The 22,085-nt window shown below is 68.8% G+C and carries 11 protein-coding genes and 5 pseudogenes; 6 read left to right on the top strand and 10 right to left on the bottom strand.

Annotated elements, in window-relative coordinates:
• Nucleotides 1–32: 32 nt before the first annotated feature.
• From OG900_12790 to OG900_12775, 4 genes and pseudogenes are all read left to right on the top strand, one after another.
• Nucleotides 33–2,966: pseudogene (locus OG900_12790) on the top strand (acyltransferase domain-containing protein).
• A 72-nt stretch (nucleotides 2,967–3,038) separates the two neighbouring features.
• Nucleotides 3,039–4,502: pseudogene (locus OG900_12785) on the top strand (polyketide synthase).
• 390 nt (nucleotides 4,503–4,892) lie between these two features.
• Nucleotides 4,893–5,483 carry a phosphopantetheine-binding protein gene (locus tag OG900_12780; protein WUH95736.1) on the top strand — a complete coding sequence of 197 codons (591 nt, stop codon included), beginning with the start codon at nucleotides 4,893–4,895 and terminating at the stop codon, nucleotides 5,481–5,483.
• Nucleotides 5,480–10,252 (top strand): alpha/beta fold hydrolase, encoded by a 4,773-nt coding sequence (locus OG900_12775; GenBank protein WUH90880.1) that lies wholly within the window; start codon nucleotides 5,480–5,482, stop codon nucleotides 10,250–10,252. Before OG900_12780 ends, OG900_12775 begins: the two co-directional genes overlap by 4 nt.
• Before the next feature lie 579 nt (nucleotides 10,253–10,831).
• Here the strand turns inward: OG900_12775 and OG900_12770 are convergent.
• From OG900_12770 to OG900_12745, 6 genes and pseudogenes are all read right to left on the bottom strand, one after another.
• Nucleotides 10,832–11,755, bottom strand: a pseudogene (locus tag OG900_12770) (IS256 family transposase).
• 251 nt (nucleotides 11,756–12,006) lie between these two features.
• On the bottom strand, nucleotides 12,007–12,492 hold the full coding sequence (locus OG900_12765; protein ID WUH90879.1) for a nucleotidyl transferase AbiEii/AbiGii toxin family protein: 486 nt from the start codon (nucleotides 12,490–12,492) through the stop codon (nucleotides 12,007–12,009).
• A 2-nt stretch (nucleotides 12,493–12,494) separates the two neighbouring features.
• Nucleotides 12,495–12,782, bottom strand: a complete 288-nt coding sequence (locus OG900_12760) for a nucleotidyl transferase AbiEii/AbiGii toxin family protein (GenBank protein WUH90878.1) — start codon at nucleotides 12,780–12,782, stop codon at nucleotides 12,495–12,497.
• A 10-nt stretch (nucleotides 12,783–12,792) separates the two neighbouring features.
• Nucleotides 12,793–13,119, bottom strand: a complete 327-nt coding sequence (locus OG900_12755; GenBank protein WUH90877.1) for a hypothetical protein — start codon at nucleotides 13,117–13,119, stop codon at nucleotides 12,793–12,795.
• Nucleotides 13,120–13,222: 103 nt separating this feature from the next.
• Nucleotides 13,223–14,311 (bottom strand): integrase core domain-containing protein, encoded by a 1,089-nt coding sequence (locus tag OG900_12750; protein WUH95735.1) that lies wholly within the window; start codon nucleotides 14,309–14,311, stop codon nucleotides 13,223–13,225.
• A gap of 182 nt (nucleotides 14,312–14,493) precedes the next feature.
• Nucleotides 14,494–15,411 (bottom strand): tetratricopeptide repeat protein, encoded by a 918-nt coding sequence (locus OG900_12745; GenBank protein WUH90876.1) that lies wholly within the window; start codon nucleotides 15,409–15,411, stop codon nucleotides 14,494–14,496.
• A gap of 855 nt (nucleotides 15,412–16,266) precedes the next feature.
• On the opposite strand from OG900_12745, the pseudogene OG900_12740 reads away from it, so the two are divergent.
• Nucleotides 16,267–17,104: pseudogene (locus OG900_12740) on the top strand (IS5 family transposase).
• A gap of 213 nt (nucleotides 17,105–17,317) precedes the next feature.
• Here the strand turns inward: OG900_12740 and OG900_12735 are convergent.
• From OG900_12735 to OG900_12725, 3 genes and pseudogenes are all read right to left on the bottom strand, one after another.
• Entirely contained in the window at nucleotides 17,318–18,139 is an 822-nt protein-coding gene (locus OG900_12735) for a maleylpyruvate isomerase family mycothiol-dependent enzyme (GenBank protein WUH90875.1), read from the bottom strand.
• Nucleotides 18,140–18,237: 98 nt separating this feature from the next.
• Nucleotides 18,238–18,764: pseudogene (locus OG900_12730) on the bottom strand (transposase).
• Entirely contained in the window at nucleotides 18,761–19,219 is a 459-nt protein-coding gene (locus tag OG900_12725; protein ID WUH90874.1) for a winged helix-turn-helix domain-containing protein, read from the bottom strand. The pseudogene OG900_12730 and the gene OG900_12725 overlap by 4 nt, the downstream one beginning before the upstream one ends.
• 550 nt (nucleotides 19,220–19,769) lie before the next feature.
• On the opposite strand from OG900_12725, the gene OG900_12720 reads away from it, so the two are divergent.
• A complete protein-coding gene (locus OG900_12720) occupies nucleotides 19,770–20,708 on the top strand; it encodes an aminoglycoside phosphotransferase family protein (protein ID WUH90873.1) in 939 nt (312 codons plus the stop codon).
• Nucleotides 20,709–20,718: 10 nt separating this feature from the next.
• On the opposite strand, the gene OG900_12715 is transcribed toward OG900_12720, so the two are convergent.
• Nucleotides 20,719–21,972, bottom strand: a complete 1,254-nt coding sequence (locus OG900_12715) for a hypothetical protein (protein ID WUH95734.1) — start codon at nucleotides 21,970–21,972, stop codon at nucleotides 20,719–20,721.
• Nucleotides 21,973–22,085 lie beyond the last annotated feature (113 nt).

Here is a 22,085-nt window from a genome sequence, read left to right as displayed (position 1 = left end):
GGCTGCTCGCGGAGAACGCCGCTCTGCGCGCCATGCCGACCGAGCCGGTCGCCGTGGTGTCGATGGCGTGCCGTCTTCCCGGCGGCGTCCGTACGCCTCAGGACATGTGGCGAGTGCTGTGCGACGGGGCCGACGTGGTGTCCCCGTTACCGGAGGACCGGGGGTGGGACGTGGACGAGCTGTACGACCCGGTTCCCGGCCGCCCCCGCCGGAGCTATACGCGCCATGGCGGTTTCCTCGACTGCGCCGGTGAGTTCGACCCCGCCTTCTTCGACATCTCCCCCCGGGAAGCAGTGGCGATCGATCCCGCTCAGCGACTGCTGCTGGAAACCGCCTGGGAAGCGGTCGAGAGAGCCGGGATGGATCCGCTGCGGCTGCGTGGCAGCCGGACCGGCGTCTTCGCGGGTATCGGCGAGTCCTTCTACTACCCCGGAATGGACCGGACACCACCCGAACTGGCCGGATACGCCCCGCTCGGCAGCGCGGTCTGCGTCGCCTCAGGACGGATCTCCTACCTGCTGGGATTGCGAGGGCCGGCCATCACACTCGACACCGCGTGCTCGACCTCGCTGACAGCCATCCACCAGGCCATGCGGGCACTGCGTGCGGGCGACTGCGACCTGGCACTGGCCGCGGGCGGCTCGGTGATGGCCGCCCCCGAGGCGCTGGTGGAGTTCAGCGTCCAGCAAGGAGTGGCCGCCGACGGCCGCTGCAAGCCGTTCGCCGCGTCGGCCGACGGCACGGTGCTCGGCGAAGGCGTCGGCGTGGTGCTGCTCGCCCGCCAGTCACAGGCCGAGCGGCTGGGCCTTCCCGTGCTGGCCGTGATCCGCGGGTCGGCGATCAACCAGGACGGTGCGAGCAACGGTCTGACCGCTCCCAGCGGGACCGCGCAGCGCGACGTCATCCGGGCGGCGCTGGCCGACGCCGGCCTGTCCCCGGCGGATGTCGATGTCGTCGAGGCGCACGGAACCGGCACGAAGCTCGGTGATCCCATCGAGGCCGACGCGCTGCTGGACACCTACGGGCGGGACCGCGCGGGCGGCGAGCCCCTGCTGATCGGTTCGCTCAAGTCGAACTTCGGGCACCCGCAGGTCGCCGCCGGCATGGCCGGCGTGATCAAGACGGTGCTTGCGCTGCGCGCCGGCTGGCTCCCCGCGACGCTGCATGTCGACAGTCCGACGCCCCACGTCGACTGGGCCGCAGGAGACGTCCGGATACTGGACGAGGCGCGGGCATGGCCGGATGTGTCCCGGCCGCGCCGGGCCGGGGTGTCGTCGTTCGGCATCAGCGGCACGAACGTCCATCTCGTCCTGGAACAGGCCGGCGCCGGCGAGGACGAGCTCCGCGAGGATCGCGTGGACCCGCAGCCGAACGGCCCGCTGCTGTTCACCCTCAGCGCCAGAAGCCCGGCCGCATTGTGTGCGCAGGCTGCCGCGCTGCGGACCCATCTCGACAGCCATGAGGTGCGGCTGCCCGATCTCGCCTTCTCGTTGGCGACCACCCGCTCGCACTTCGAGCGCAGGGCCGTCGTCACGGCTCACGCGCTCGAGGATCTGCGCCAAGGGCTCGACGCCGTTGCCGGCGGCCTTCACCATGCGAACGTGGTGACCGGCACCGCGCAGGAAGCGGGACTCGCGTTCGTGTTCGCCGGTCAGGGCACTCAGAGAGCCGGCATGGGAGCGCAACTCCACGAGCGGTACCCGGTGTTCGCCGCTGCCCTCGACGAGATCTGTGCGGAGCTGGACCAGCACCTGCAACAGCCGCTGCGTCAGGTCATGTTCAGCACCGGCCCGGAGAGCAAGGCGCTGCTGGACCACACCGTGTTCGCGCAGCCGGCGCTGTTCGCCTTCGAGGCTGCGCTGTACGCCCTGCTGCGGTCGTGGGGAGTGCGGCCCACCGTGCTGATCGGTCACTCGATCGGCGAGCTGACCGCGGCCTACGTGGCCGGGGTCTGGACGCTGCCCGAGGCCGCTGCGCTGGTGGCGGCGCGCGGCCGGCTGATGGGCGCGCTGCCGGCCGGCGGCGCCATGGCAGCGCTGCAGGCGGACGAGCAGCACGTGCTGGCCGCGCTGCGCCCCTTCGGTGGGCGAGTGGAGATCGCCGCCGTCAACGGGCCGTCCTCCGTGGTGGTCTCCGGTGACGACGCCGCGGTGCTGCAACTTGTCGAGCAGTGGAAGACCGCCGGCCACCGGGCCACGACACTTCGGGTCAGCCACGCCTTCCATTCGGCTCATCTCGACCCGATGCTCGGCCAGTTCGAGGCGTTCGTCGCCGGTGCCGTACACCGGGCGCCACGGATCCCGGTCATCTCCTGCCTGGATACCGACGCGGACCTGACAGTGCCGACGCACTGGGTGCGGCAGGCACGGCACCCCGTGCGTTTCCTGGACGGCATCCGTGCCGCGCGCGACCTCGGTGCGACCGTGTTCGTCGACCTGGGTCCCGACGGCAGCGCCGCGGCACTGGCAGGGGACTGCCTCGACGTCCGGCCCGGCGCGGTCACCATCCCGGCCGTTCGGGCGGACGGATCGGAGGTGCGCGCAGTCCAGGCCGCGCTGGCCGGTATCCACGCCCACGGCGCCGAAGTCGACTGGGCCGCGGTATATGCGGAGGCCGACCCGCGGCGCGTGGAGTTGCCGACCTACGCGTTCCAGAACCAGCGGTACTGGTGGTCGCACACCGTCGCCCGGTCCCCCGCACCGACCAGTGAACCCGCCGGTGACAAGCCGGAGCCGGACCCCGGCACCCCGCCGCACGAGGCCTCCCCGGCCTGGCTGGAGTCGGTGCTCGTCCAGAACCTCGCCGCGGTCACCGGCATCGGCGAACCCGACGCCGTCGAGCTGACGACCAGCTTCCGCGACCTGGGCCTGACCTCGGTCGGTGTCATGGAGCTCCGCCGGCGCCTGGAGTCCGCGACCGGCCTGACCCTGCCGAGCAGTTTCGCCTTCGAGCACCCCACGCCCGAGGCGCTACTGGCATCTCTGAGCGTCCTGCGGCCGCAGGAAGCCGTCTCCGACCCGCCGCACCCGCAGGAGGACGAGGGGATCGCCATCGTCGGGATGGCCTGCCGCTACCCGGGCGGAGTGACCAGCGCGGACGGCCTGTGGCGCCTGGTTGCGGACGGGGTAGACGCGATCTCCCGCTTCCCCACTGACCGCGGCTGGCCGAGCGACCTCTTCCACCCCGACCCCGATCATCCCGGCACCAGCTACACCCGCGAGGGCGGATTCCTCGACGATGCCGCCGGGTTCGACCCGTCGTTCTTCGGAATCACCGATCCCGAGGCCCTGGCCATGGACCCGCAGCAACGGCTGCTGCTGGAGACCGCGTGGGAGGCATGCGAGCACGCCGGTATCGACCCAGGGTCCCTGCGCGGCACCGAGGCCGGCGTCTTCGTCGGCATCGCGATGCAGGACTACGAGTGCCGGAGCGACGAACTGAGCGCCTACCAAGGCACGGGACGGGCGCCGAGCGTCGCCTCGGGACGGATCGCCTACTGCCTGGGAACCCAGGGACCGGCGGTGACGGTGGACACCGCGTGCTCGTCGTCCCTGGTGGCCCTGCACATGGCCGCCCAGTCACTGCGGTCCGGTGAAAGCAGCCTCGCGCTCGCCGGCGGCGCGACCGTGCTGGCGACGCCGGAGGCTTTCGTGGCCTTCAGCCGGCAGCGCGGACTGGCCGCCGACGGCAGGTGCAAGGCGTTCGGCGCGGGCGCGGACGGCACCGGGTGGGCCGAGGGCGCGGGCATGCTCGTGCTGGAACGGGTGCCCGACGCCCGCCGGCTGGGCCACCAGATCCTGGCAGTCGTGCGTGGCAGCGCCGTCAACTCCGACGGCGCCAGCAACGGCCTCACCGCGCCCAACGGCCTGGCCCAGCAGCGGGTCATCAGTTCGGCACTGGCACATGCCGGGCTGAGCCCCGAGGACATCGACCTCGTCGAGGCACACGGGACGGGCACCGCGCTCGGCGACCCGGTCGAGGCCAACGCGCTGCTGGCCACCTACGGCGTGCGCAGACCCGCTCATCGGCCGGTCTGGCTCGGCTCGCTCAAGTCGAACATCGGGCACAGCGCGGCCGCGGCCGGCGTCGGCGGCGTGATCAAGGTCGTCCAGGCCATGCGGAACGGCCTGATGCCCAGGACGCTGCACGCCGGTCAGGCCAGCCCGCAGGTGGACTGGTCGGCCGACACGGTGCGGCTGCTCACCGAGGAACAACCGTGGCCGCAGCCGCGACGAGCGGCGGTGTCGGGGTTCGGGATGAGCGGGACCAACGCGCACGTGATCATCGAGCAGGCCGCCGTGTCCACACCTGCGGCCGTCAACGATGCCGCTGCGCCGCCCGTGCCGGTCGTGGTGCCGGTCTGCGGTCACACCCGGGACGCCCTGCGCGCGCAGGCGCAGCGGCTCCACGACCACGTGACGGCTCGGCCCGAGTTGGCCGTCGCCGACATCGGGTGGTCGGCGGCGACCACCCGCAGTGCACTGCGGCACCGGGCCACGGTGGTTGCCGGGACTCGCGCGGAACTGCTCGCGGGGCTTGCCGCGGTGGCGGACGGTGTGGACGACGCCCGTGTCGTCACCGCCACGGCTCGGACCATCCGGCCGGTGTTTGTCAGCCCCGACCCCCTGTCCGGGGACGACCTGGCCGAGCTGTGGCAGCAGTGCACCGGTGCGGACGCGGTCACGGTGATCACCGCCGAGGCGGTTCCCGACCTGCTGGCGCAAAGACACAACGCCGTCGTCCAGCTCGGCCGTGATCCGGCGCTGACCGACCAACTGCGCCGTACGGTCGAAGCGTCGGGCAAGCAGGCACCGGTCATCGTGGTTCCCGCACCCGACGAGGACGGGCAGCACGCTTTCCTCCACGCCCTGGCACAGGCACACGTGCACGGGATGGCGCTCGACTGGCGGCGGGTCTTCGGCGATGACGTCCGTCCGGTCGAACTGCCGACGTACGCATTCCAGCGAGCGCGTTACTGGCCCCCTGCGGTACCTGAGGCTGCTCCCACCGCGACGCCCGTGAAGGAACGCGCCCCGGTCAGGCCGGTCAAGGTCAAGGCACCGCCGGTCGTCCGCGCCGTCTCGCGCGCGGGCCGAGAGCAACTGCTCGACCTGGTGGTGGGCCTCACGTCCGATCTCCTCGCACTGCCGGCCGGCGACATCGACCAGGACGACGGCTTCTTCCAGCTGGGCATGGATTCGCTGCTGGCCGTCGAGCTGCGCAAGGAACTCGAAACCCGTCTGCGGACAGAGCTGCCCAGCACCGTGCTGTTCGAGCAGCCCACCGTGGCGGCACTCGTGGATTTCCTGTCCGACTCCTCGGCCGGCACACCGGAGCCGGCGCCCGCCGACGTACTGCCATCCCACGTTCCTGAGCCGCCGGAACGCGCCGCACCGGACATGTACGGCGATGATCTGGTCGCTCTGCTGGAAGCCGAGATCGAGCACTCCCGAAGCACTCGCGAAGGGGTACGAACGCGATGAGTGGCCAGGAAGACCGACGCGATGTCGCCGTGCGACGCGCGATCGCCGAGATACGCGAGCTGCGCGAGACGGTGGAGGCAGGGGAGCGGGCACGAACCGAACCGATCGCCATCGTCGGCATGGCCTGCCGGATGCCGGGGGCTGACCATCCCGGCGCATTCTGGGAACTGGTGCGCAGCGGCACCGACGCGGTGACCGAAGTGCCGTCGTCGCGTTGGAGCGCCGTGGCTCCCGCCGGTCTCGGGCAGACCTGGCGCGGCTCGTTCCTCGACGGGGTCGACAGCTTCGACGCGGCGTTCTTCGGTATCTCCCCCCGCGAGGCGGAGCACATGGATCCGCAGCAGCGTCTCTTCCTCGAGGTGGGCTGGGCAGCGCTCGAAGACGCCGGTGCACCGATGGACCAGCTGCGCGGCACCCGGACGGGGGTCTTCGTCGGGGTCACCGGGTTCGACTACACCATGACGCTCCTCAAGCACCTGCCGCCCGCCGAGCTGGACGGATACGTCATGAGCGGCTCGGCGTCGACCTTCATGGCGGGCAGGCTCTCCTACTGGCTCGGCCTGCAAGGGCCGAGCCTGTCCATCGACACCGCATGCTCGTCCTCGCTGGTGGCGGTGCACCAGGCCTGCCAGAGCCTGCGTACGGGCGACTGCGACACGGCACTGGCCGGTGGCGTGAATTTGCTGCTCGCACCGGAGGGTTTCCTGGTGGTGGGCAACGCCGGCATGCTCTCCCCCGACGGCCGGTGCAAAACCTTCGACAGGTCCGCCAACGGCTACGTCCGGGGCGAAGGCTGCGGTGTGGTGGTCCTCAAACGCCTGTCCGCGGCACAGCGCGACAACGACCGGATCCTCGCGCTCATCCGCGGCTCCGCGGTCAACCACGACGGTCGCAGCAGCGGGATCACCGTCCCGAATGCCCAGGCCCAGCAGAAGGTCATCCGCGACGCGCTGACAGCCGCCGGCGTGGCGGGTTCCGACATCGACTACGTGGAGGCCCACGGCACGGGCACCGCGCTGGGAGACCCCATCGAGGTGCGTGCCCTGTCCGCCGTACTCGGGCCGCAGCGTGACCCGGCGCGACCGGTCGTGCTCGGCTCGGTGAAGACGAACATCGGGCACCTGGAGGCCGCCGCGGGTGTCGCCGGCCTGATCAAGACCGTGCTGGCCCTGCGCAACGAGGAGATTCCCCCGCTGCTGCACCTGCGGGAGGTCAACCCGGACATCGGCATCGACGCGCTGCCCGTGCGGCTGGCGACCGAACTGCTCCCGTGGCAGCGGGGATCCCGGCCCCGCCTGGCCGGTGTCAGCTCGTTCGGGGCGAGCGGCACGAACGCCCACCTCGTCCTTGAGGAGGGGCCCGTAGCCGAGCAGGCGCGGACGGGTGTCGAGCGCCCGGTCCATCTGGTGACACTGTCCGCCCGCGACGACGAAGCCCTCGCCCAGCTGGCCGACAGGTACCGTCGGCTCCTGTCGCAGAACGATCCGGAGCTCGCGGACGTCGCGTTCACCGCCAACACCGGCCGGGCGCACTTCCGGCACCGTCTCGCCGTCGTCGCCGACACGAGCGCCCGGCTGGGTGATCGCCTCGACCACTACCTGCGGGGCGAAGCCGACCGGGACGTGCGTGCCGGGACAGTGCGCACCGGCCGCCCCAAGGTCGGCTTCCTGTTCACCGGTCAGGGCTCCCAGTACGTCGGGATGGCACGGCAGTTGTACGACACGGAGCCCGCGTTCCGTGCGGATCTCGACCACTGCGACGACATCCTGCGCGGACGTCTGGAGCCGGGGCTTCTCGCCGTGATGTTCGGCGAGAGGGAGCCGGACGGGTTGCTCGACCGGACCCGCTATACGCAGCCGGCGTTGTTCGTCCTGCAGTACGCGCTGGCGCGGCTGTGGGTGCGCTGGGGTGTGGTCCCAGACGCTGTGCTCGGCCACAGCGTCGGCGAACTGGCGGCTGCCTGCATGGCGGGCGTGTTCACCTTGGAAGACGGTCTGGCGCTGGTTGCCGAACGGGCACGCCTGATGGACCGCCTCCCCGCGGGAGGCGCCATGGCGGCCGTCTTCGCCCCCCTCGACGAGGTGCGGGAAGCCGTCGCCCCGTACCCGGACGACCTGGCGATCGCGGCGGTCAACGGCCCGCGGCACGTGGTGCTCTCCGGCGTCAGCGAGGTGCTGCGCCGCGTCCTCGACCAGCTCGCCCAGCGTGGTGTGAAAAGCAGGGACCTGGCGGTCTCTCAGGCATTCCACTCGCCGCTGCTCGACCCGGTGCTCGACGAGTTCGAGAAGTCCGCAGCCGAACGTGCCTACCGCGCACCGGACCTGCCGCTGATCTCCAACCTCACCGGCGAGGTGCTCGGGCCGGACTCGATGAACGCCGCCTACCTGCGCAACCACGCGCGCCAGCCTGTCCAGTTCGCAGGCGGTCTGGCCACACTGACCGAACTCGGCTGCCAGGTGCTGGTCGAGATCGGCCCGTCACCGCATCTGTGCGGCATCGCCAGGGACGGCATGCCGGACGGGGACCATCGGCTGCTCCCGTCGATGCGCAAGGGGAACGACGACTGGCGCATGCTGCTGCGCAGTCTGGGAGAGGCGTACGTCGCGGGGGTGCAGATCGACTGGGGCGGCCTGGACAGCGCATACCGCCGCAGTCGGGTCGAGCTGCCGACGTACGCGTTCACGCGCAAGCGGCACTGGTTCACCGTGCCGGAACAGACCGTCCCGGTCGCCTTACCACAGCCGGTGGCGAGCCTTTCGGAGCCCAGCGCAACCCTGCTCGGCTTTCCGGTCAGCTCTCCGCTGGATGCCGCCCAGTTCCAGGCGGACCTCACCGTGGACCTGCATCCCGGTCTAGCCGACTGCACATCCGGGTCCACCACGGTGGTCAACGCCGGCTTCTACATCGAGGCCGTGGCCCAGGCGGCCGAACGGACCCGCGGTGACGCGGCCATACGACTCGAAGGACTGACCATCCCGCAGGCCATGGTCCTGCCCGAGAACGGCCGGGTGACCAGCCAGCTGGTGCTCGCCGACTCCGCCGGTGGCCGGACCCGGTTCAGCTACCACAGCAGACGGCAGGAAACCGGGCAATGGGTCCTGCACGCCCAAGGAACGCTCGGCTCGGCGCCGAGACCACAGGCGCCGGCGGACATGGACGACGCACTCACCCGCTGCACCGAGCAGATCGACGGCAGGACCTTCTACCGGTCATTGTGGCAGCGCAAGATCCATCTGGGACGGTCGGCGCGATGGCTGGCGCGGATCGCGCGCCGCGACGGCGAAGCCGTCGCATGGTTACGCGCGGCGGACGAGGAAGAACTGCGCCAGGGCTACCACCTGCACCCGGGAATCATCGACTCGGTGCTGCAGATGACGTTCGCCTGCCTCCCGCCAAGCACATCACAGCAGGCCGTCGTCATACTCCTGGAGATCGAAGAGTACTCGTTCCAGGGTTACGACGGCAGCCAACTGCTCTGCCACATTGTGCTCAGAGACGACCCCACGCCAACCGGGACGGTCTGCGCGGACATCGCTCTCACCAGCGAGAACGGTACCGATGTGGCGCGCATAACCGGCGCGCATCTGAAGATCACCGATCGCGACGCGCTCGAGCACGCGATCAGGACCGCCCCCGTCGCCAGGCCGCGCGTGCCGGCCGCTGCCCTCGTGAACAGTCCGGACGAGTCGGCCCGACTCGCCGAACTGGTCCGTCGCGGTGACCACCAAGCGGCCGCCGGCCTGGTCGAATCCGTCCTGATCGACCAGACGGCAGGCGTGCTCGGCACCGAGCGCGCGGGCATCACACCGGACGTACCGCTGCACGAGCTCGGAATGGACTCGCTGCTCGCGATGGAGATCAGGGAGCGGGTGGCCGCGGCGCTGGGCACATCACCGCCCGCCGCCTGGTTCCTGGACACGCCCACGGTCCAGGGCCTGCGCGACCGGGTTCTCTCGACGCTGCTTTCCGCCGCACCGGCCGTGCCACAGGGGTCCGAGAGATTCGGCCCAGGGGGAATGCACATCGTGGAGTTCGGCGCCGGCGAGCCGATCGTGTTCGTCCACGGCGGCGCCTTCGGCGGGCTGGACGCCTGGCACACCCAAATACCGTTGGCCGAACGCTGGCGACTGGTCGTCATCTCCCGACTCAACTACGGCAGCAGCGCCCAAGGAGACCCCGAGGACTACCTCCAGGACGGGCGGCTGGTAGCGGAGCTGCTCGATGAGTTCGACGGCGGTGGACACCTGGTCGCGCAGTCCTACGGCACTCTCGGCGCGATGGAAGCGGCACTGCGTCGCCCCGATCGAGTGCGCTCACTCACCATGATCGAAAGCCCACTCAGCGCGATCGCCCGCGGCAAGCCCGCGGTCGACCAGTACGAACGGGCGATGCGGAAGCTGATCGCGGCGCCGCCGGACCGTCCGGAGGACTTCTTCCGCACCCTGTTCGCCGTACTGGAACCGACAGCAAGCTACCCGGAACCGCTCCCGGAACCGCTGGTGTCCTTCGCCCGGATGGCACGCCGCAGCGTGCGATGGCCCTGGGACGCCGCAGTCGACCTGGCGGCGCTGCGTGCCACGCCGTTCGGCAAGCTGGTCATCAGCGGCGGTCAGCGCCAGATGTTCGAGGACATCAGCGACGCGCTCGCCGACCAGACGGCCGGTGACCGGCTGATCATCCCCGGCGGGCACGGCACGCAGAACACCGGCTCCCCGTTCAACACCGCACTGGAACGATTCCTCAACCAGGACAGAGAGGGCCGACGCTGACGCCGCCCACGGAAACAGGTCCGTCAGCCGGCCAAGGAAAGGAGTGTTCCCGGAACTCGCCCACTCAGGAAGCACCCGGACCCCTCCCCTATGGAGCGGCGTACCGCGTCACCTTGGTCACCCGGCACGAGAATTTCCCAGGTGTCCCCGCCAGGCCCACAGCCTTCTCCGACGCCTCCAGAGCTGCTGACCTTGATCGGGTGATGTCGGAGCCGTTCGCCTGACAGTTGGCTGCCGGCACCCTGGCGTGAGAGCGGAGTAGCGGGAGTCCTGTCGAAGGGGTCTCCAGGAAGGCCTCGGCTCAGCGAAGACCAGATCGCCAGACTGGAGCGGGAGCTGGAGCGGGGTCCGCGCCCTCTCTGCACGACCCGACGCGGCCCCGGACACCTGTCCGAGGCCGCACCCCGTTCGGCGCTCGACGCTGAACCGCGCCGCGATTTCGCGCCACAAATGCGCCACAGACTCCGCCCTGGAGGTGCCTTTGGGCGCCTGTAGTGGCCTAGACCTGCTGCAAGCAAAAACCCCCGGTCATGTCCGCTGGAGTGGTATCGACGGCCACTCGGTGATCTTGTTTTGAGGCTATGCGGTGAGTTGGGTGGGCAGGGTGGTCTCGTCGTTTTGTGACTCGTTCGGGTGGGTTCGGGTTTTGGTGAGGAGTTCACGGCTCATGTAGCGGCGGGCTTCGGTCCATTCGTCGTTCTGCTCGGCCAGGACGGCGCCGATCAGGCGGATGGCGGCGGTGCGGTCGGGGAAGATCCCGACGACATCGGTGCGGCGGCGGATCTCCTTGTTCAGCCGCTCTTGGGGGTTGTTGGACCAGATCTGCCGCCAGATTTCGCGGGGGAACGCGGTGAAGGCCAGCAGGTCTGCTTGGGCGGCGTCGAGGTGGTCGGCGGCCTTGGGGAACTTGGTCTCCAGGGCGTCCAGGACGTGCCGCATCTGGGCGTTGACCGCGTCGGTATCGGGCTGCTCGAAAACGGTCCGCAGCAAGGTGGCCACCCAGGGCTGGGCAGATTTCGGAACCTGGCTGAGCAGATTCCTCGCATAGTGGGTGCGGCCGCGCTGCCAGGATGCGCTTGGCAGGACGGCTCCGATCGCGGCCACGAGTCCGGTGCGGGCGTCGGAGACGACGAGCTGGACTCCGCCCAGGCCGCGGGCGGTCAGCGATCGCAGGAACGCCGGCCAGCCGGCGCCGTCCTCGGCGGTGGCCACGTCCAAGCCGAGGATCTCGCGGTGTCCGTCGGCGTTGACGCCGACCGCGACCAGGGCGTGGACGTTGATGATCCGGCCTTCCTCACGGACCTTCTGGGTGAGGGCGTCGACCCAGACGAACGCATACGGCCCGGCGTCCAGCGGCCGGTTCCGGAAAGCCGCGACTTGCTCGTCCAGGTGCTTCGCCATCGCGCTGACCTGTGACTTCGACAGCTGGGTCACGCCGAGGGGCTGGGCGAGTTTCTCCACCCGGCGGGTGCTGACGCCGAGGAGGTAGGCGGTGGCGTCAACGCGTCGGTGAACGTCTTGACCATCGCCCGCAGCAGATCCGGACTCGCCGAAGCGAGGTTGTCCTCGGTGAGGGCATGCAGGGGCAGACTGTTTGGTGCGGTCATCGTGCTGATCTCCTTCGAGGCTTCGACACTTCGAAGATCAGCCGGTGGCCGTCTCTCTATGCGGGCACCAACCCGGACGCCGGAGCAAACCCCCGCATCAGGTCCAACCCGCTACACCACTTCCAAGGACGCAACCCCGGCGGGCGGTCAGTGGTTCCTGCTGGTCCCAGAGTCGTCGCCTGGTAGAGGCCTCGGGGCCTTGGCAGTTAGATGGCTGGTCGGCGGCTGGGTGGTGGGGTTCCGGTGGGTGCCCGGTGACTGCGGCTGCCCGCCGGCCTGTCGGGGGTCGAGTTCCAGTTCATCGGCCCATGACTCCATTGCGGAACGCAGGCGGGTGACGGCTTCGGCGTCGAGGCCGTACCTCATGTAGTCCTCGTCGTCCCAGCGTCGTGAGGCGCGCAGCGCCTGGGCGAACATGGGGTGGTCGAAGCCCGGATCGCGCTCTTCGGCCAGGCGCAGGAGGTCCTCTGCCGAGTAGCGTCCGCTGGTGAGCGCGGCGTGAATATCGACGTAGTCGCGGGCTTCCGCGCGGGAGTAGAGGGCGGAGACTTTGTTGGCGACGGCGTCGTCGGGGTGCAGGACCGGGCCGAATTCCATCATGACGGGCGGTTCAGCGCGCCAGTCGTAGCCCATCTCTACCTTCGTCTGTCGGCCGTCTTCATCGGTGACCAGAAGGCGGGCGAGGAGTCTCCGGATCGCATCACCTCGACCGTCAGTCCGTCGGACGTGTAGGCGTCCTGTACTGCGTCCACCGCGGTGCCGAATCTTTGCGGATCACCCTGATTGGTGAAGAGGTCGACGTCGTCGGAGACGCGGTTCAGGATGCCGTGGGCTTGGACGGCGTATCCGCCGGCGAGTACGAAGCCGTCCCCGGCTGCGGCCGCCAGGGCGAGCCGGGTGAGACGGGCGTGGAGGTGGTCCATGCGGATCACACTATGCGGCGGCAGCGGGCCTCAGCTGGGGGAATCTCTCCTGCCACAGCGATTTCGCGCGTACAGGGAGCCAGAGCGAGGGCCACAGACGCAGCAGCAATCCTTCGTCGAGGAACATCCGCAGGTCGGAGACGTCCATGGCTTCGCGGATGACTGTCTCGTAGAGGCGACGCCGGTCCTTGTCGATGCTGAGGTCGTAGCGGCTCTGCTGGGACCAGTCCAGGCTCAGGGGCAGGCTGACGATCCCGCTCGTCGGCCCGGCCAACTCGTTGAGCACCTCGGGAACCGTGTATGGGCGGATGTCCGCGTAGCGCACCCCTGGCTGCATACAGGCAGTATGCCCCGCGCGGCTGGGGAGGGGCGAGCCTGCGGGAGGCGTGTGCCGCTCGGAAATACGGTTCAGACCTGTGAGCTGCGGTGATGCGGCTTGGTCAGGCCGGGTGGTGGTACTCGTTTATGAGGCCGTTGAGGACGGGATGTCGCTGGATGCGATGGGCGTGGAGGTCGGTGACGGTGGCCGGGGTCGGTGGTTCGCTGCTGTCCGGGGGTAGTTGTAGTCGGGATTGGTGGGGGCGGTGCTGGTTGTAGTGCTTGAGGTAGGCGGTGAGTACTGCGTGGGCGTGGGCTTCGTTGTGGATGAGTGTCCGGTCGAGGATCTCGCGGCGTAGGGTGCCGATGACTCGTTCGCAGATTGCGTTGGATTTCGGTGGCCGTGGTGGGCTGAGTAGGACTTCCACGTCGTCTGCCGTGAAGACGGTGTCGAATGACCGGGTGTGCTTCGAGTCTCGGTCGCGGAGCAGGAAGTGTAGTGAGTCCATCCGGCATCCCAGCGTCATGGTGAGGTTCCTTGCCTGTTGCGTGGTCCACTCGGCGGTGGGGTGGGCGGTGATGCCGGCGAGGTGAACGCGCCTTGTGCCGTGCTCGATGAAGACCAGGGCGTACAGGCGTTTGAGGGTGATGGTGTCGAGGTGCAGGAAGTCGGCGGCGATAATGCCGTGGGCCTGGGCGGTGAGGAATTGGCGCCAGGTCGGTCCGGATCGCTGCGGGGCGGGGTCGATGCCGGCGGCGTGCAGGATCTCCCAGACCGTGGAGGGGGCGATCGGGAAGCCGAGGCGGGCGAGTTCGCCCTGTATGCGGCGGTGCCCCCAGCTACTGTTCTCGCGGGCCAAGCGCAGGATGAGCTGCTTGACCGTCGGCGCAGTGGAGGGGCGACCCGGGCGACGACGGTGCTGGGCGAACGTCCATTTCCGCTTGACGAGCTCCCGGTGCCAGCGCAGCAGCGTGGTCGGCGTGACCGCGAAGACCTCGCGCCATCGCCCGCGGGGGACCAATCGCGAGAGCGCGGCCAGCCAGATCCGGTCGGCTGGCTCGTAGTGGACCCGCGCGATCTGACGGCGCAGCACCGCAATCTGGTGCCGGAGCGCCAACACCTCCGCGTCCTTGGCCACGCGGCTGCGCAGCACGGCAACGGGCACCATGACCAGGTTCCTGGCCAACGCGGTAACGATCGACAGCACCATCGAGGCATCGTCCCAGATGCTGTGCGGACTCTGCCCGGGAGGAAGAGTTTGCAGGTCACGCCAAGAATCGTGTTTCCGAGCGGGACAGGTTGAGACGTCAGACATCTCGATCAACAGCTCGGGAGCCGCGCTCATTGCGCTTCGCGGACCGTCACCGGACCGGGTGGCCATCTCGAAAAAGCTCAGTGCACCCGGTCTGAACGCCGTCTGCGGCCGGTCCACCCCCACCGCCGACGTTCCGAAGCCGACCGTGGGGGCGGTTCGCTGGCGTCAGGGTCGTCGGCATACCGAGTGAGATCCATGCCCATCAGACGGTAGGTCAGCGCTGGCAGTCCCATGCCTAGCAGGACATCACCGTCGCGGAATGCGTTCATGCCTTCACGAAAGACACGGAACGCAGTCAGCCCATCCTGCAAGTCCATGTACGCCGAGATCCTGCACTGGAGGGCCCACTCGTTGCGCGGATTCAGCTCATAGGAGCGGTTGAGATCGACGAGCGCCCTCTGGGGCTGCCCCATCAGACGGTAGGTTTCGCCGCGGCCCGCGATACACCACTCATAGTTGGGTCGCAGTTCGATCGCTCTGTCGAGGTCCGCAATTGCCTGCGAGTAGTTCTTCTCTACGCGGTGAATCGCTCCACGCGTGGCGTACGCCCAGGCCAAGTCCGGCTGGAGCTCCACGGCTCGGGAAGCGTCGGCGATCGCAAGATCGTCCATTTCCTTCAGGCGGTACGCCGCGGCTCTGGCAGCCAGGGCCGCGGCGTGTTCCGGTTCCGCCTGTAGAACGGCCGACAAGGCCCTTGTCCCCTCCTCGTAGTCCCCGACGGCCAGTTGGGATACGGCATACCGGAACCCACGGTCGGCAGACCGGTCCATCTGATTGCCGAGCCGTGAGCCGATCCTGGCGTGGAGCCGTCTGAGGTAGCGAAAATGGTTATCGTCTGGAGCGAGATCGTCGGGCAGTTGCGGATGGGCCTGCTGGAACGCCAGCGCAGCACGGACCCAGCCCCACAGAGTCCGGCGCGGCGGCAGGGGCTCAAGCGGGCGGCCCCTCAGGTGTACTCGGGCTGTTCGGAACACATTGCTCAGGTCAACGGGCATCTACGCCTCCCGTCGTTTCACCGGCCCCGGTGGCCAGTTCTGCCTCGTTCCGCCCACTAGTTGAGGCGTGCCGAGGCAACGCAGATGCCTTCGCCCTGGGCGGATCCATGGGGGAAGGCTCGTTCTGGAGAGCCAGTTGTTGAATTAGTAGCGGTGCCGCAATGCCCATCGTCACGGCTCCCAGCGGACCCGCGATCTGGTGGGCAGCGGCATACACAGCGTTCAGCCCGGCCGCCATACCGAACCGGCAGGCCACAGCGATGGCATAGCCCGCCACCTGAGCGCGGCCTCTGCTATCGCGCCAGGGCCACTTCGGGGCCCGGAACGGCTGGAGCGCGATCCACAGACCGCGCATCTCCACGAGCACGGCCCCTAGCAGTCCCCATGCGCACGCCACCCATATCGTCATGGTCGCCCCCGGCCGCCATCGGCGTCACCCCTGCGAGTACCCAGCACTACTGTCTTGCATCCGTGTCCGATCTGCGCGGGCGCATGGAAGCGCACAGAGGTGAATTTTGTTGCAACACGCGCCCCCAGCCGGCGATCAGGCCTCCGGACGGGATCTGTTGATCGGATTGCTCGCTCGTTGCACCTCGTGGAACGTCACCCGATCGGGGACCAACTCGAAGAAGCTCAGTAAAAGAGCGTATTGTCCTGTGGGGTGTGTTTGGTGGGCATCTCCAGTACTGGAGTGCCGGGGCTACTGAGTCTGCAGAGGCTTCTGTGGCAGGTGTAACGAACGAGGACTGAAGCGAGCCGGATTCGACCCGTTCACTCCTGTCTGATCCCAAGAAGCCTCTGTCCGCCCCCATTTACGCCCTGCGGCCGGACCACGCCCGACGGTACTACCGAAACATGACGCGACAGCGCCCGTACCCCAGTGACCTGTCCGATGCCCGCTGGAGCTGATCGGACCCGCCCTCACAGCCTGGCGAGCCGACCGCCGTGGCAACGCTCTGGACATCGGACGCCCTCCCCGGCACGACCTGAGGCGGATCATGGACGCCATCTTGTACGTCGACCGGACCGGAATCCCCTGGCGCTACCTGCCCCACGGCTTCGCGCCCTGGGAAACGGTCTACGGCTACTTCGCCGCCTGGCAGAAAGACGGCGTGTCCACCCAGCTCAACGGTCTGCTGCGCCAACTGGTACGGCAGGCCGAGGGGCGCGATGCCGAACCGAGCGCCTGCCTTCTCGACGCCCAGAGCGTCAAGACCCCGCCAACGTGCCTGCCTCAGGCCAGGGCATCGACGCAGGTAAGAAGATCGCCGGCCGCAAACGCCATATCGGCGTCGACACCCTCGGTCTCCTCTTGGCCGTCTGGGTCACCGCCGTGAGCCTGTCGGACAACACCGGCGGCATCCACCTGCTCTCCCACATCGCCCAAACCCACCCCCGCATCGCCAAGGCCTGGGCCGACTCCGGTTACCGCACCAAAGTCATCGACCACGGAGCCACCCTCGGCATCGACGTCGAAGTCGTCCAACGCGAGCCGGGCGTCAAAGGCTTCAAGGTGATTCCCCGACGGTGGGTCGTCGAGCGGACCTTCGGCTGGCTCATGCACCACCGCCGCCTCGCCCGCGACTACGAAACCCACCCACACCGCTCCGAAGCCATGATCCACCTCGCCATGATCGATCTCATAAGCCGCAGACTCACCCATGAATCCACCCCGAACTGGCGCGACACCTGAAGCCCGAATCAAACACACCTCGCAGGACAAAACGCTCTTTAAGATTCGATGCGGAAAACGAGTGTCGGGATCCTACAAAATCCGCCGCGGCGCGAAGCTGTTAGCCAAGAGCAACGACCCTCGACGCCGCTTCTGAAGTTGAATGCGTGATGTCGGTGCCCATCGCCGGCGCTGTTGTTGTCAGGCACGGTGGCCGGTGAGGCCAGCGTCGATTCAGTAGATGATGGACACGATCTGGCACGCGGCTTCGACGAGCCGACGATCTCCTCGCACATGGGCGCGCGAGAAGGCATCCGCAGGATCGATGTTCCGCGTAGACAATCGCCAGGCGGTCTCTGAATCCAGCAGTACGACTGCGGTTGGTCGGCCGCTCGGCGCTTCGGACAACGACCATCGGTCCGCTGTGGCAGTCGCCGTCCAGCCGCCGCCGGCAGGGCCCTCGGCGATCACCTGGACCTGCACCCCGATCGGTACTGACGTGTGGCGGAGCGTGTGGGGCAGGGCCCGCATGAAGGTATCGAGGACCATGGCCAGGGCATGCGGTTCCGGGTCGGTGTTGCGGCCGATGGCGTGGCGGATCTGCTGCCGGTGAGTCCAGTGCTCGGTGAACTCCCGGGCGATGTCCAGCCACGCCGGCGCGGGGTCGACGCCTGCCCACGACACGCCCAGGGCGGGAGCGTCAAGGTTGGCTGTGGCGAATCGCTGGGCGAGCTGGATGCCCGCCGCTGCCAGGGCGTCGATGAGCGAAGCAGGGCTGTCATCGGCGTGCAGGTCGACCCATTCCTGATTCGTGCGGTGGATGAACGCCTCGAGCGTCTCACCATCGGCGAAGCCGCTCCGGTAGCCGTGGTCGAGGCGGCCGTAGTAGTCACCGAGGAGGTGGGCGGCAACATCGTGCACCGTCCAGTGGCCAGCTGCCTTCCGGCTCCAGTCGGAGGGTGTCAGACCGCGCAGGGTATCGAGCAGCGACCTGAGCTCCGGACCGAATAGCGCACGCGCGTCGATCGGGTTACCCAGCCAAGAAATGCCGGACATGCCGTTGGACTCGGGACACATGGACACAGCTTGTCAGCCAGGAGCCGTGGCCTGCCATCGAATACTCCCGCCTGTGAGTGTCCGGGTGACGCACTGCGTCACCCGTCCGCCATCAGTCCGGTGGCGGCGAGGCAGGCGTCTACCAGGTCGGGGCGGTACTGGATCTGCTTGAGCCGGCGCTTGACGGCTCTAGTGATCTGATCGAGGTCAGCGGCGGCGAGGTTGCCGATCTCACGCTTGACCAGTGCTCAGATACCTTCCTGCGGGTTGATGTCCGGCGCGTAGGGGGCAACTGGAAGACGGTGGGCCAATGCGCGTTCGCGGCGATGAACTCCCGCATGCCGACAGTCAGGTGCAGGCGTACGGTGTCCCACACCAGCACGATCGGTCCGCCGAGCTGGATGCGGGCGCGCACCAGCAGGTTGCGCAGATCCTTCCAGCCGAAGCCTTTCGGCTCGTCCTTGCGGCCGTGGTACTCGCGCACGGCGTAGATCAGCCTTGAACGCTGGCCGGGTTTGTAGCAGACCATCCCGGCCATCGACACCCGACCGGAGCCCCGGCCGCGCACCCGCACCACCGGTGTGCGGCCGATACGTCCCCAGGTCCTGGCGCGCGGCGGCGTCATCGACTGCCCGGCCTCGTCCTGGAAGACGATCCAGGCGCCGAGTGCCGCCGCGGTGCTCTTACCCGCGACCAGACCTCCTTCTTCCACAGCTCAACCGCTCCATCGTCGCGCTCGATCGCCCGCCGCGCAGGCTGCTGCCACGACCAGCCGTGCCGCTCCAGCAGCCCCCAGGTGCCCTCCACCGTGTAGGAGACGTGGAACAGCCGACCGATCACCGTCTTCACCCGCGCCAGCGTCCACCGCTGATCCGCCCACCCGTGCCCCAACGGGCCACGCTCCAACTCCCGCTCCGACCGCGCGACCTGGGCATTACGCCACCCCCGGCGCCACCGCTCGATCGACCGCTCGCTCACCCGCAGCGCCCCACGCTCAAAGCGTTCCACGGCCTGTAGCCGCACCCGCTCTCGCACTGCCCTCTCAGCGTCGGTCAACCCACCGCCCTGCGCGTACCTCACGGACCCCAGAGCTACCGGCACCGCCCGCCCGCCCGCCGTCAGGCGAACCTCCCCGACATCGCCCAATCAAGTTCAGTTGCGTTTCAGAGCGCTCTCACGGCATGGCAGCAGGTCACGGGCGGTTTCCCGAGGGAAGTGCCCATAGGGCGCACAAGCCGTCCGAACCGTCCTGAATGCAGGCCGCAACGCCCGCCCGCTGCGTCACCCAAGGCTGCTGACCAGCGGAAATACAGGGGAGAGGTGGTCGGGAACGTCTCGATCAGGCCCTGCTGTATCCGAAAAGAGCAATGGTCAAAAGACCGTGTGCGTTTTGACAGGTACAAGAAAGGCTCTGACCGGCATTTCTGCAGGTCAGAGCCTAAATCCGGTGGTGCCCCCGGCAGGATTCGAACCTGCGCACACGGCTCCGGAGGCTGGGTAGGCCGTTGCTCCATCTGAGGGGCTGACCTGGGCGGTCGGCGTGGTGAGGGCTGGGGAACGGCTTGATCATTACGCCCCTATGACGTTAAGCCCCACGCGAGGGACGTGCGTGGCCCGTAGGGTCGAGGTCATGGTGAGCGGTGGTCAGGGCGCGGATGTGGCGGGCAGGGGCGAGTCCGGGTTCACGGTCGACGCTGCGGGGCGCGCGCTGGGGGAGGCGTGCGCGGCCGTGGGGCTCGACGCTGAGGGTGCCCGGCTGGTGCGGCTGGGGTCCAATGCTGTGTACGCCCTCGCTGACGGCCGGGTGATCGTCCGTATTGCTGCTGACGCTGAGGACCTGGCCGAGGTGGAGCGGGCCGTGGGCGTCGCCCGGTGGCTGGCGGAGGTGGACCTCCCGGCCAACCGGTTGGTGCCGGCCATCGCGCAGCCGCGGGTGATCCAGGGACACGCGGTGACGTACTGGGAGAGCGTCCAGGACGAGGAGGAGTACGCCACCCTGCCGGAGTTGGCGGACCTGCTCAAGCAACTGCACTGGCTGGACGAGCCGGAGTCGCTGAGGCTGCCGTACTTCGATCCCGCGCCGAAGGTGCGAGCCGGGCTGGCGGGACTGGGCGCGGGTGTGCGGCCGGAGGATGCGGCGTATCTCCGTGAGCGGGCGGACCGCTTGGAGAAGGAGTACGGGCGGCTCGACTTCGTCCTGCCCTTCGGCCTGATCCACGGGGACGCGAACATCGGCAACGTGCTCCGCGACCGCGCGGGCCGGGCCGTGCTCATCGACCTGGACGGCTTCGCGCTCGCACCACGCGAATGGGACCTGATCCAGACCGCCCTCTTCTACGACCGCATCGGCTGGCACACCCGCGCCGAGTACGAGTCGTTCGTCGACCACTACGGCTTCGACGTCATGAACTGGCCCGGCTATGAAGTGCTGGCCGACCTGCGCGAGCTGATGATGACGCTCTGGCTCGGGGGCAAGGCGGCGGCGGAACCCAAGGCGGCCGAGGAGTTCGCCCGCCGTGTCGAGTCGATCCGCACAGGGGGCGACCGGCACCTTTGGCGACCCTTCTGACTCCGCGTTTTTACGCGCTGAGGTCGTTGTCGGCTGCTGTCCACAGCCTGTGGTCGCTCACTTGTTCGTGCAGGTCCCGTACGTGGGCGTTCGCCTGCACCGGTGTGAGCGCGGTGCGGAACTCCGCGAGGTAGCTGACGGCCCGCGCCGACCGAAGCTGCTCGCCGAGGTCGAGCGCGTCCAGAGCTACGCGGCACGCTTCCTCGATGTCGCCCGCCCGTAGGTGCGCGTCGGCGAGGACCATCGTCGCGAAGAAGTCGCTGCGGATGTGGCTGCCGCTCATGGCGTTTCCGGCGTGCTCGACGGACCGCTGCGCGCTGTTGATGTCGCGGAAGCAGTGCGCGGCCTCGGCGGACAGCTCGGCGTCGTCGAAGTAGGTGATCCACTCGGGCTCGTCAGCGTGGTTGCGCCGGTCCAAGAAGCGCTCGGCCTCGGTGAGTGCGTGCTGCGTCGCGCGATGGTCGGGCGTGCGGGCCAGAGCGCGGGCCTCCATCGCCCAGAACTGCGCCATGAGAGTCGGGGTCGCCACCCCGGAGATCCCCATCCGTGCGGCTCGCGCCAGCGTGGCAGCGTCGGTGAACCGGCCGACGAAGGTGGCCTGGTGGCTCATCGCGGAGAGCACACTTCCCGCAAGGCGCCGGTCGCCGGCGTCATGGGCGAGTCGGAGGGCGTGCAGGTAGTACCGCTGCGCGAGCCCGTGATGGCCGGCGTCGTACGACATCCAGCCTGCGAGCAACGTCGCTTCGGCGACGGTCGCGAAGAGGGCGCGGCCGACCGCTTCCGTGTAGGTGCCGTGCAGGAGGGGAGCCACATCGTGGCTGAGGTACTGGATGACGGCTCGGCGAGCGTGACCTCCGCCGAACCGGTCGTCCAGCGTGGCAAAGGTGTCCGCAGTGGCCTTCACCATGGCGACGTCGGCCATCCCGACCCGTGCTCCGCCCTGATGGCTCGACGCGGGGACCTTGCGCTCCGGGGAGACCAGCCAGCGTAAGGACGCGTCGGCCCATGCCCGATCCGACACGGGTGACTGCGTCAGCGTCGGCACGTCCGCAAGATCCGCTTGCCACAGCCCCGCTATCGTCGTGAGGGCGCCCTCGGAGCTGTCCGGGTACTGCGCTTCTGCGACGACGAAGCCGTCCGGCGCTTCGTCGGCCGTCAGCCCGAGGTCCGTGGCCGTGACGCCCAAGGCGTCGGCCAACAGCCCACCGTAGAACTCGTCAGGCTGGCTGTGCCCGTTCTCCCAACTCGCGATCCGGCGCTTCACGCTGGCGTCGGAGGCCAACGTCTTCCCCCGTCGTGCAGCTGCGCGCCGCAGCTCGCTCACGAGCCGTAGCTGTCCCCAGCCGAGCGAATGACGGGCACTCCGGATCACGTCGG

This window comes from Streptomyces sp. NBC_00433 (assembly GCA_036015235.1).
Taxonomy (GTDB): Bacteria; Actinomycetota; Actinomycetes; order Streptomycetales; family Streptomycetaceae; genus Actinacidiphila.
This window is presented reverse-complemented; position numbering and strand designations above follow the sequence as displayed.

Coding starts and splice junctions, on each gene's coding strand:
- OG900_12760 (WUH90878.1), bottom strand. CDS start 12,782: ATGGACCACCTCCACGCCCGTCTCACCCGGCTCGCCCTGGCGGCCGCA.
- OG900_12780 (WUH95736.1), top strand. CDS start 4,893: ATGGCGCTCGACTGGCGGCGGGTCTTCGGCGATGACGTCCGTCCGGTC.
- OG900_12755 (WUH90877.1), bottom strand. CDS start 13,119: ATGCAGCCAGGGGTGCGCTACGCGGACATCCGCCCATACACGGTTCCC.
- OG900_12775 (WUH90880.1), top strand. CDS start 5,480: ATGAGTGGCCAGGAAGACCGACGCGATGTCGCCGTGCGACGCGCGATC.
- OG900_12735 (WUH90875.1), bottom strand. CDS start 18,139: ATGTCCGGCATTTCTTGGCTGGGTAACCCGATCGACGCGCGTGCGCTA.
- OG900_12750 (WUH95735.1), bottom strand. CDS start 14,311: ATGGTGCTGTCGATCGTTACCGCGTTGGCCAGGAACCTGGTCATGGTG.
- OG900_12720 (WUH90873.1), top strand. CDS start 19,770: ATGGTGAGCGGTGGTCAGGGCGCGGATGTGGCGGGCAGGGGCGAGTCC.
- OG900_12745 (WUH90876.1), bottom strand. CDS start 15,411: ATGCCCGTTGACCTGAGCAATGTGTTCCGAACAGCCCGAGTACACCTG.
- OG900_12765 (WUH90879.1), bottom strand. CDS start 12,492: ATGGGCTACGACTGGCGCGCTGAACCGCCCGTCATGATGGAATTCGGC.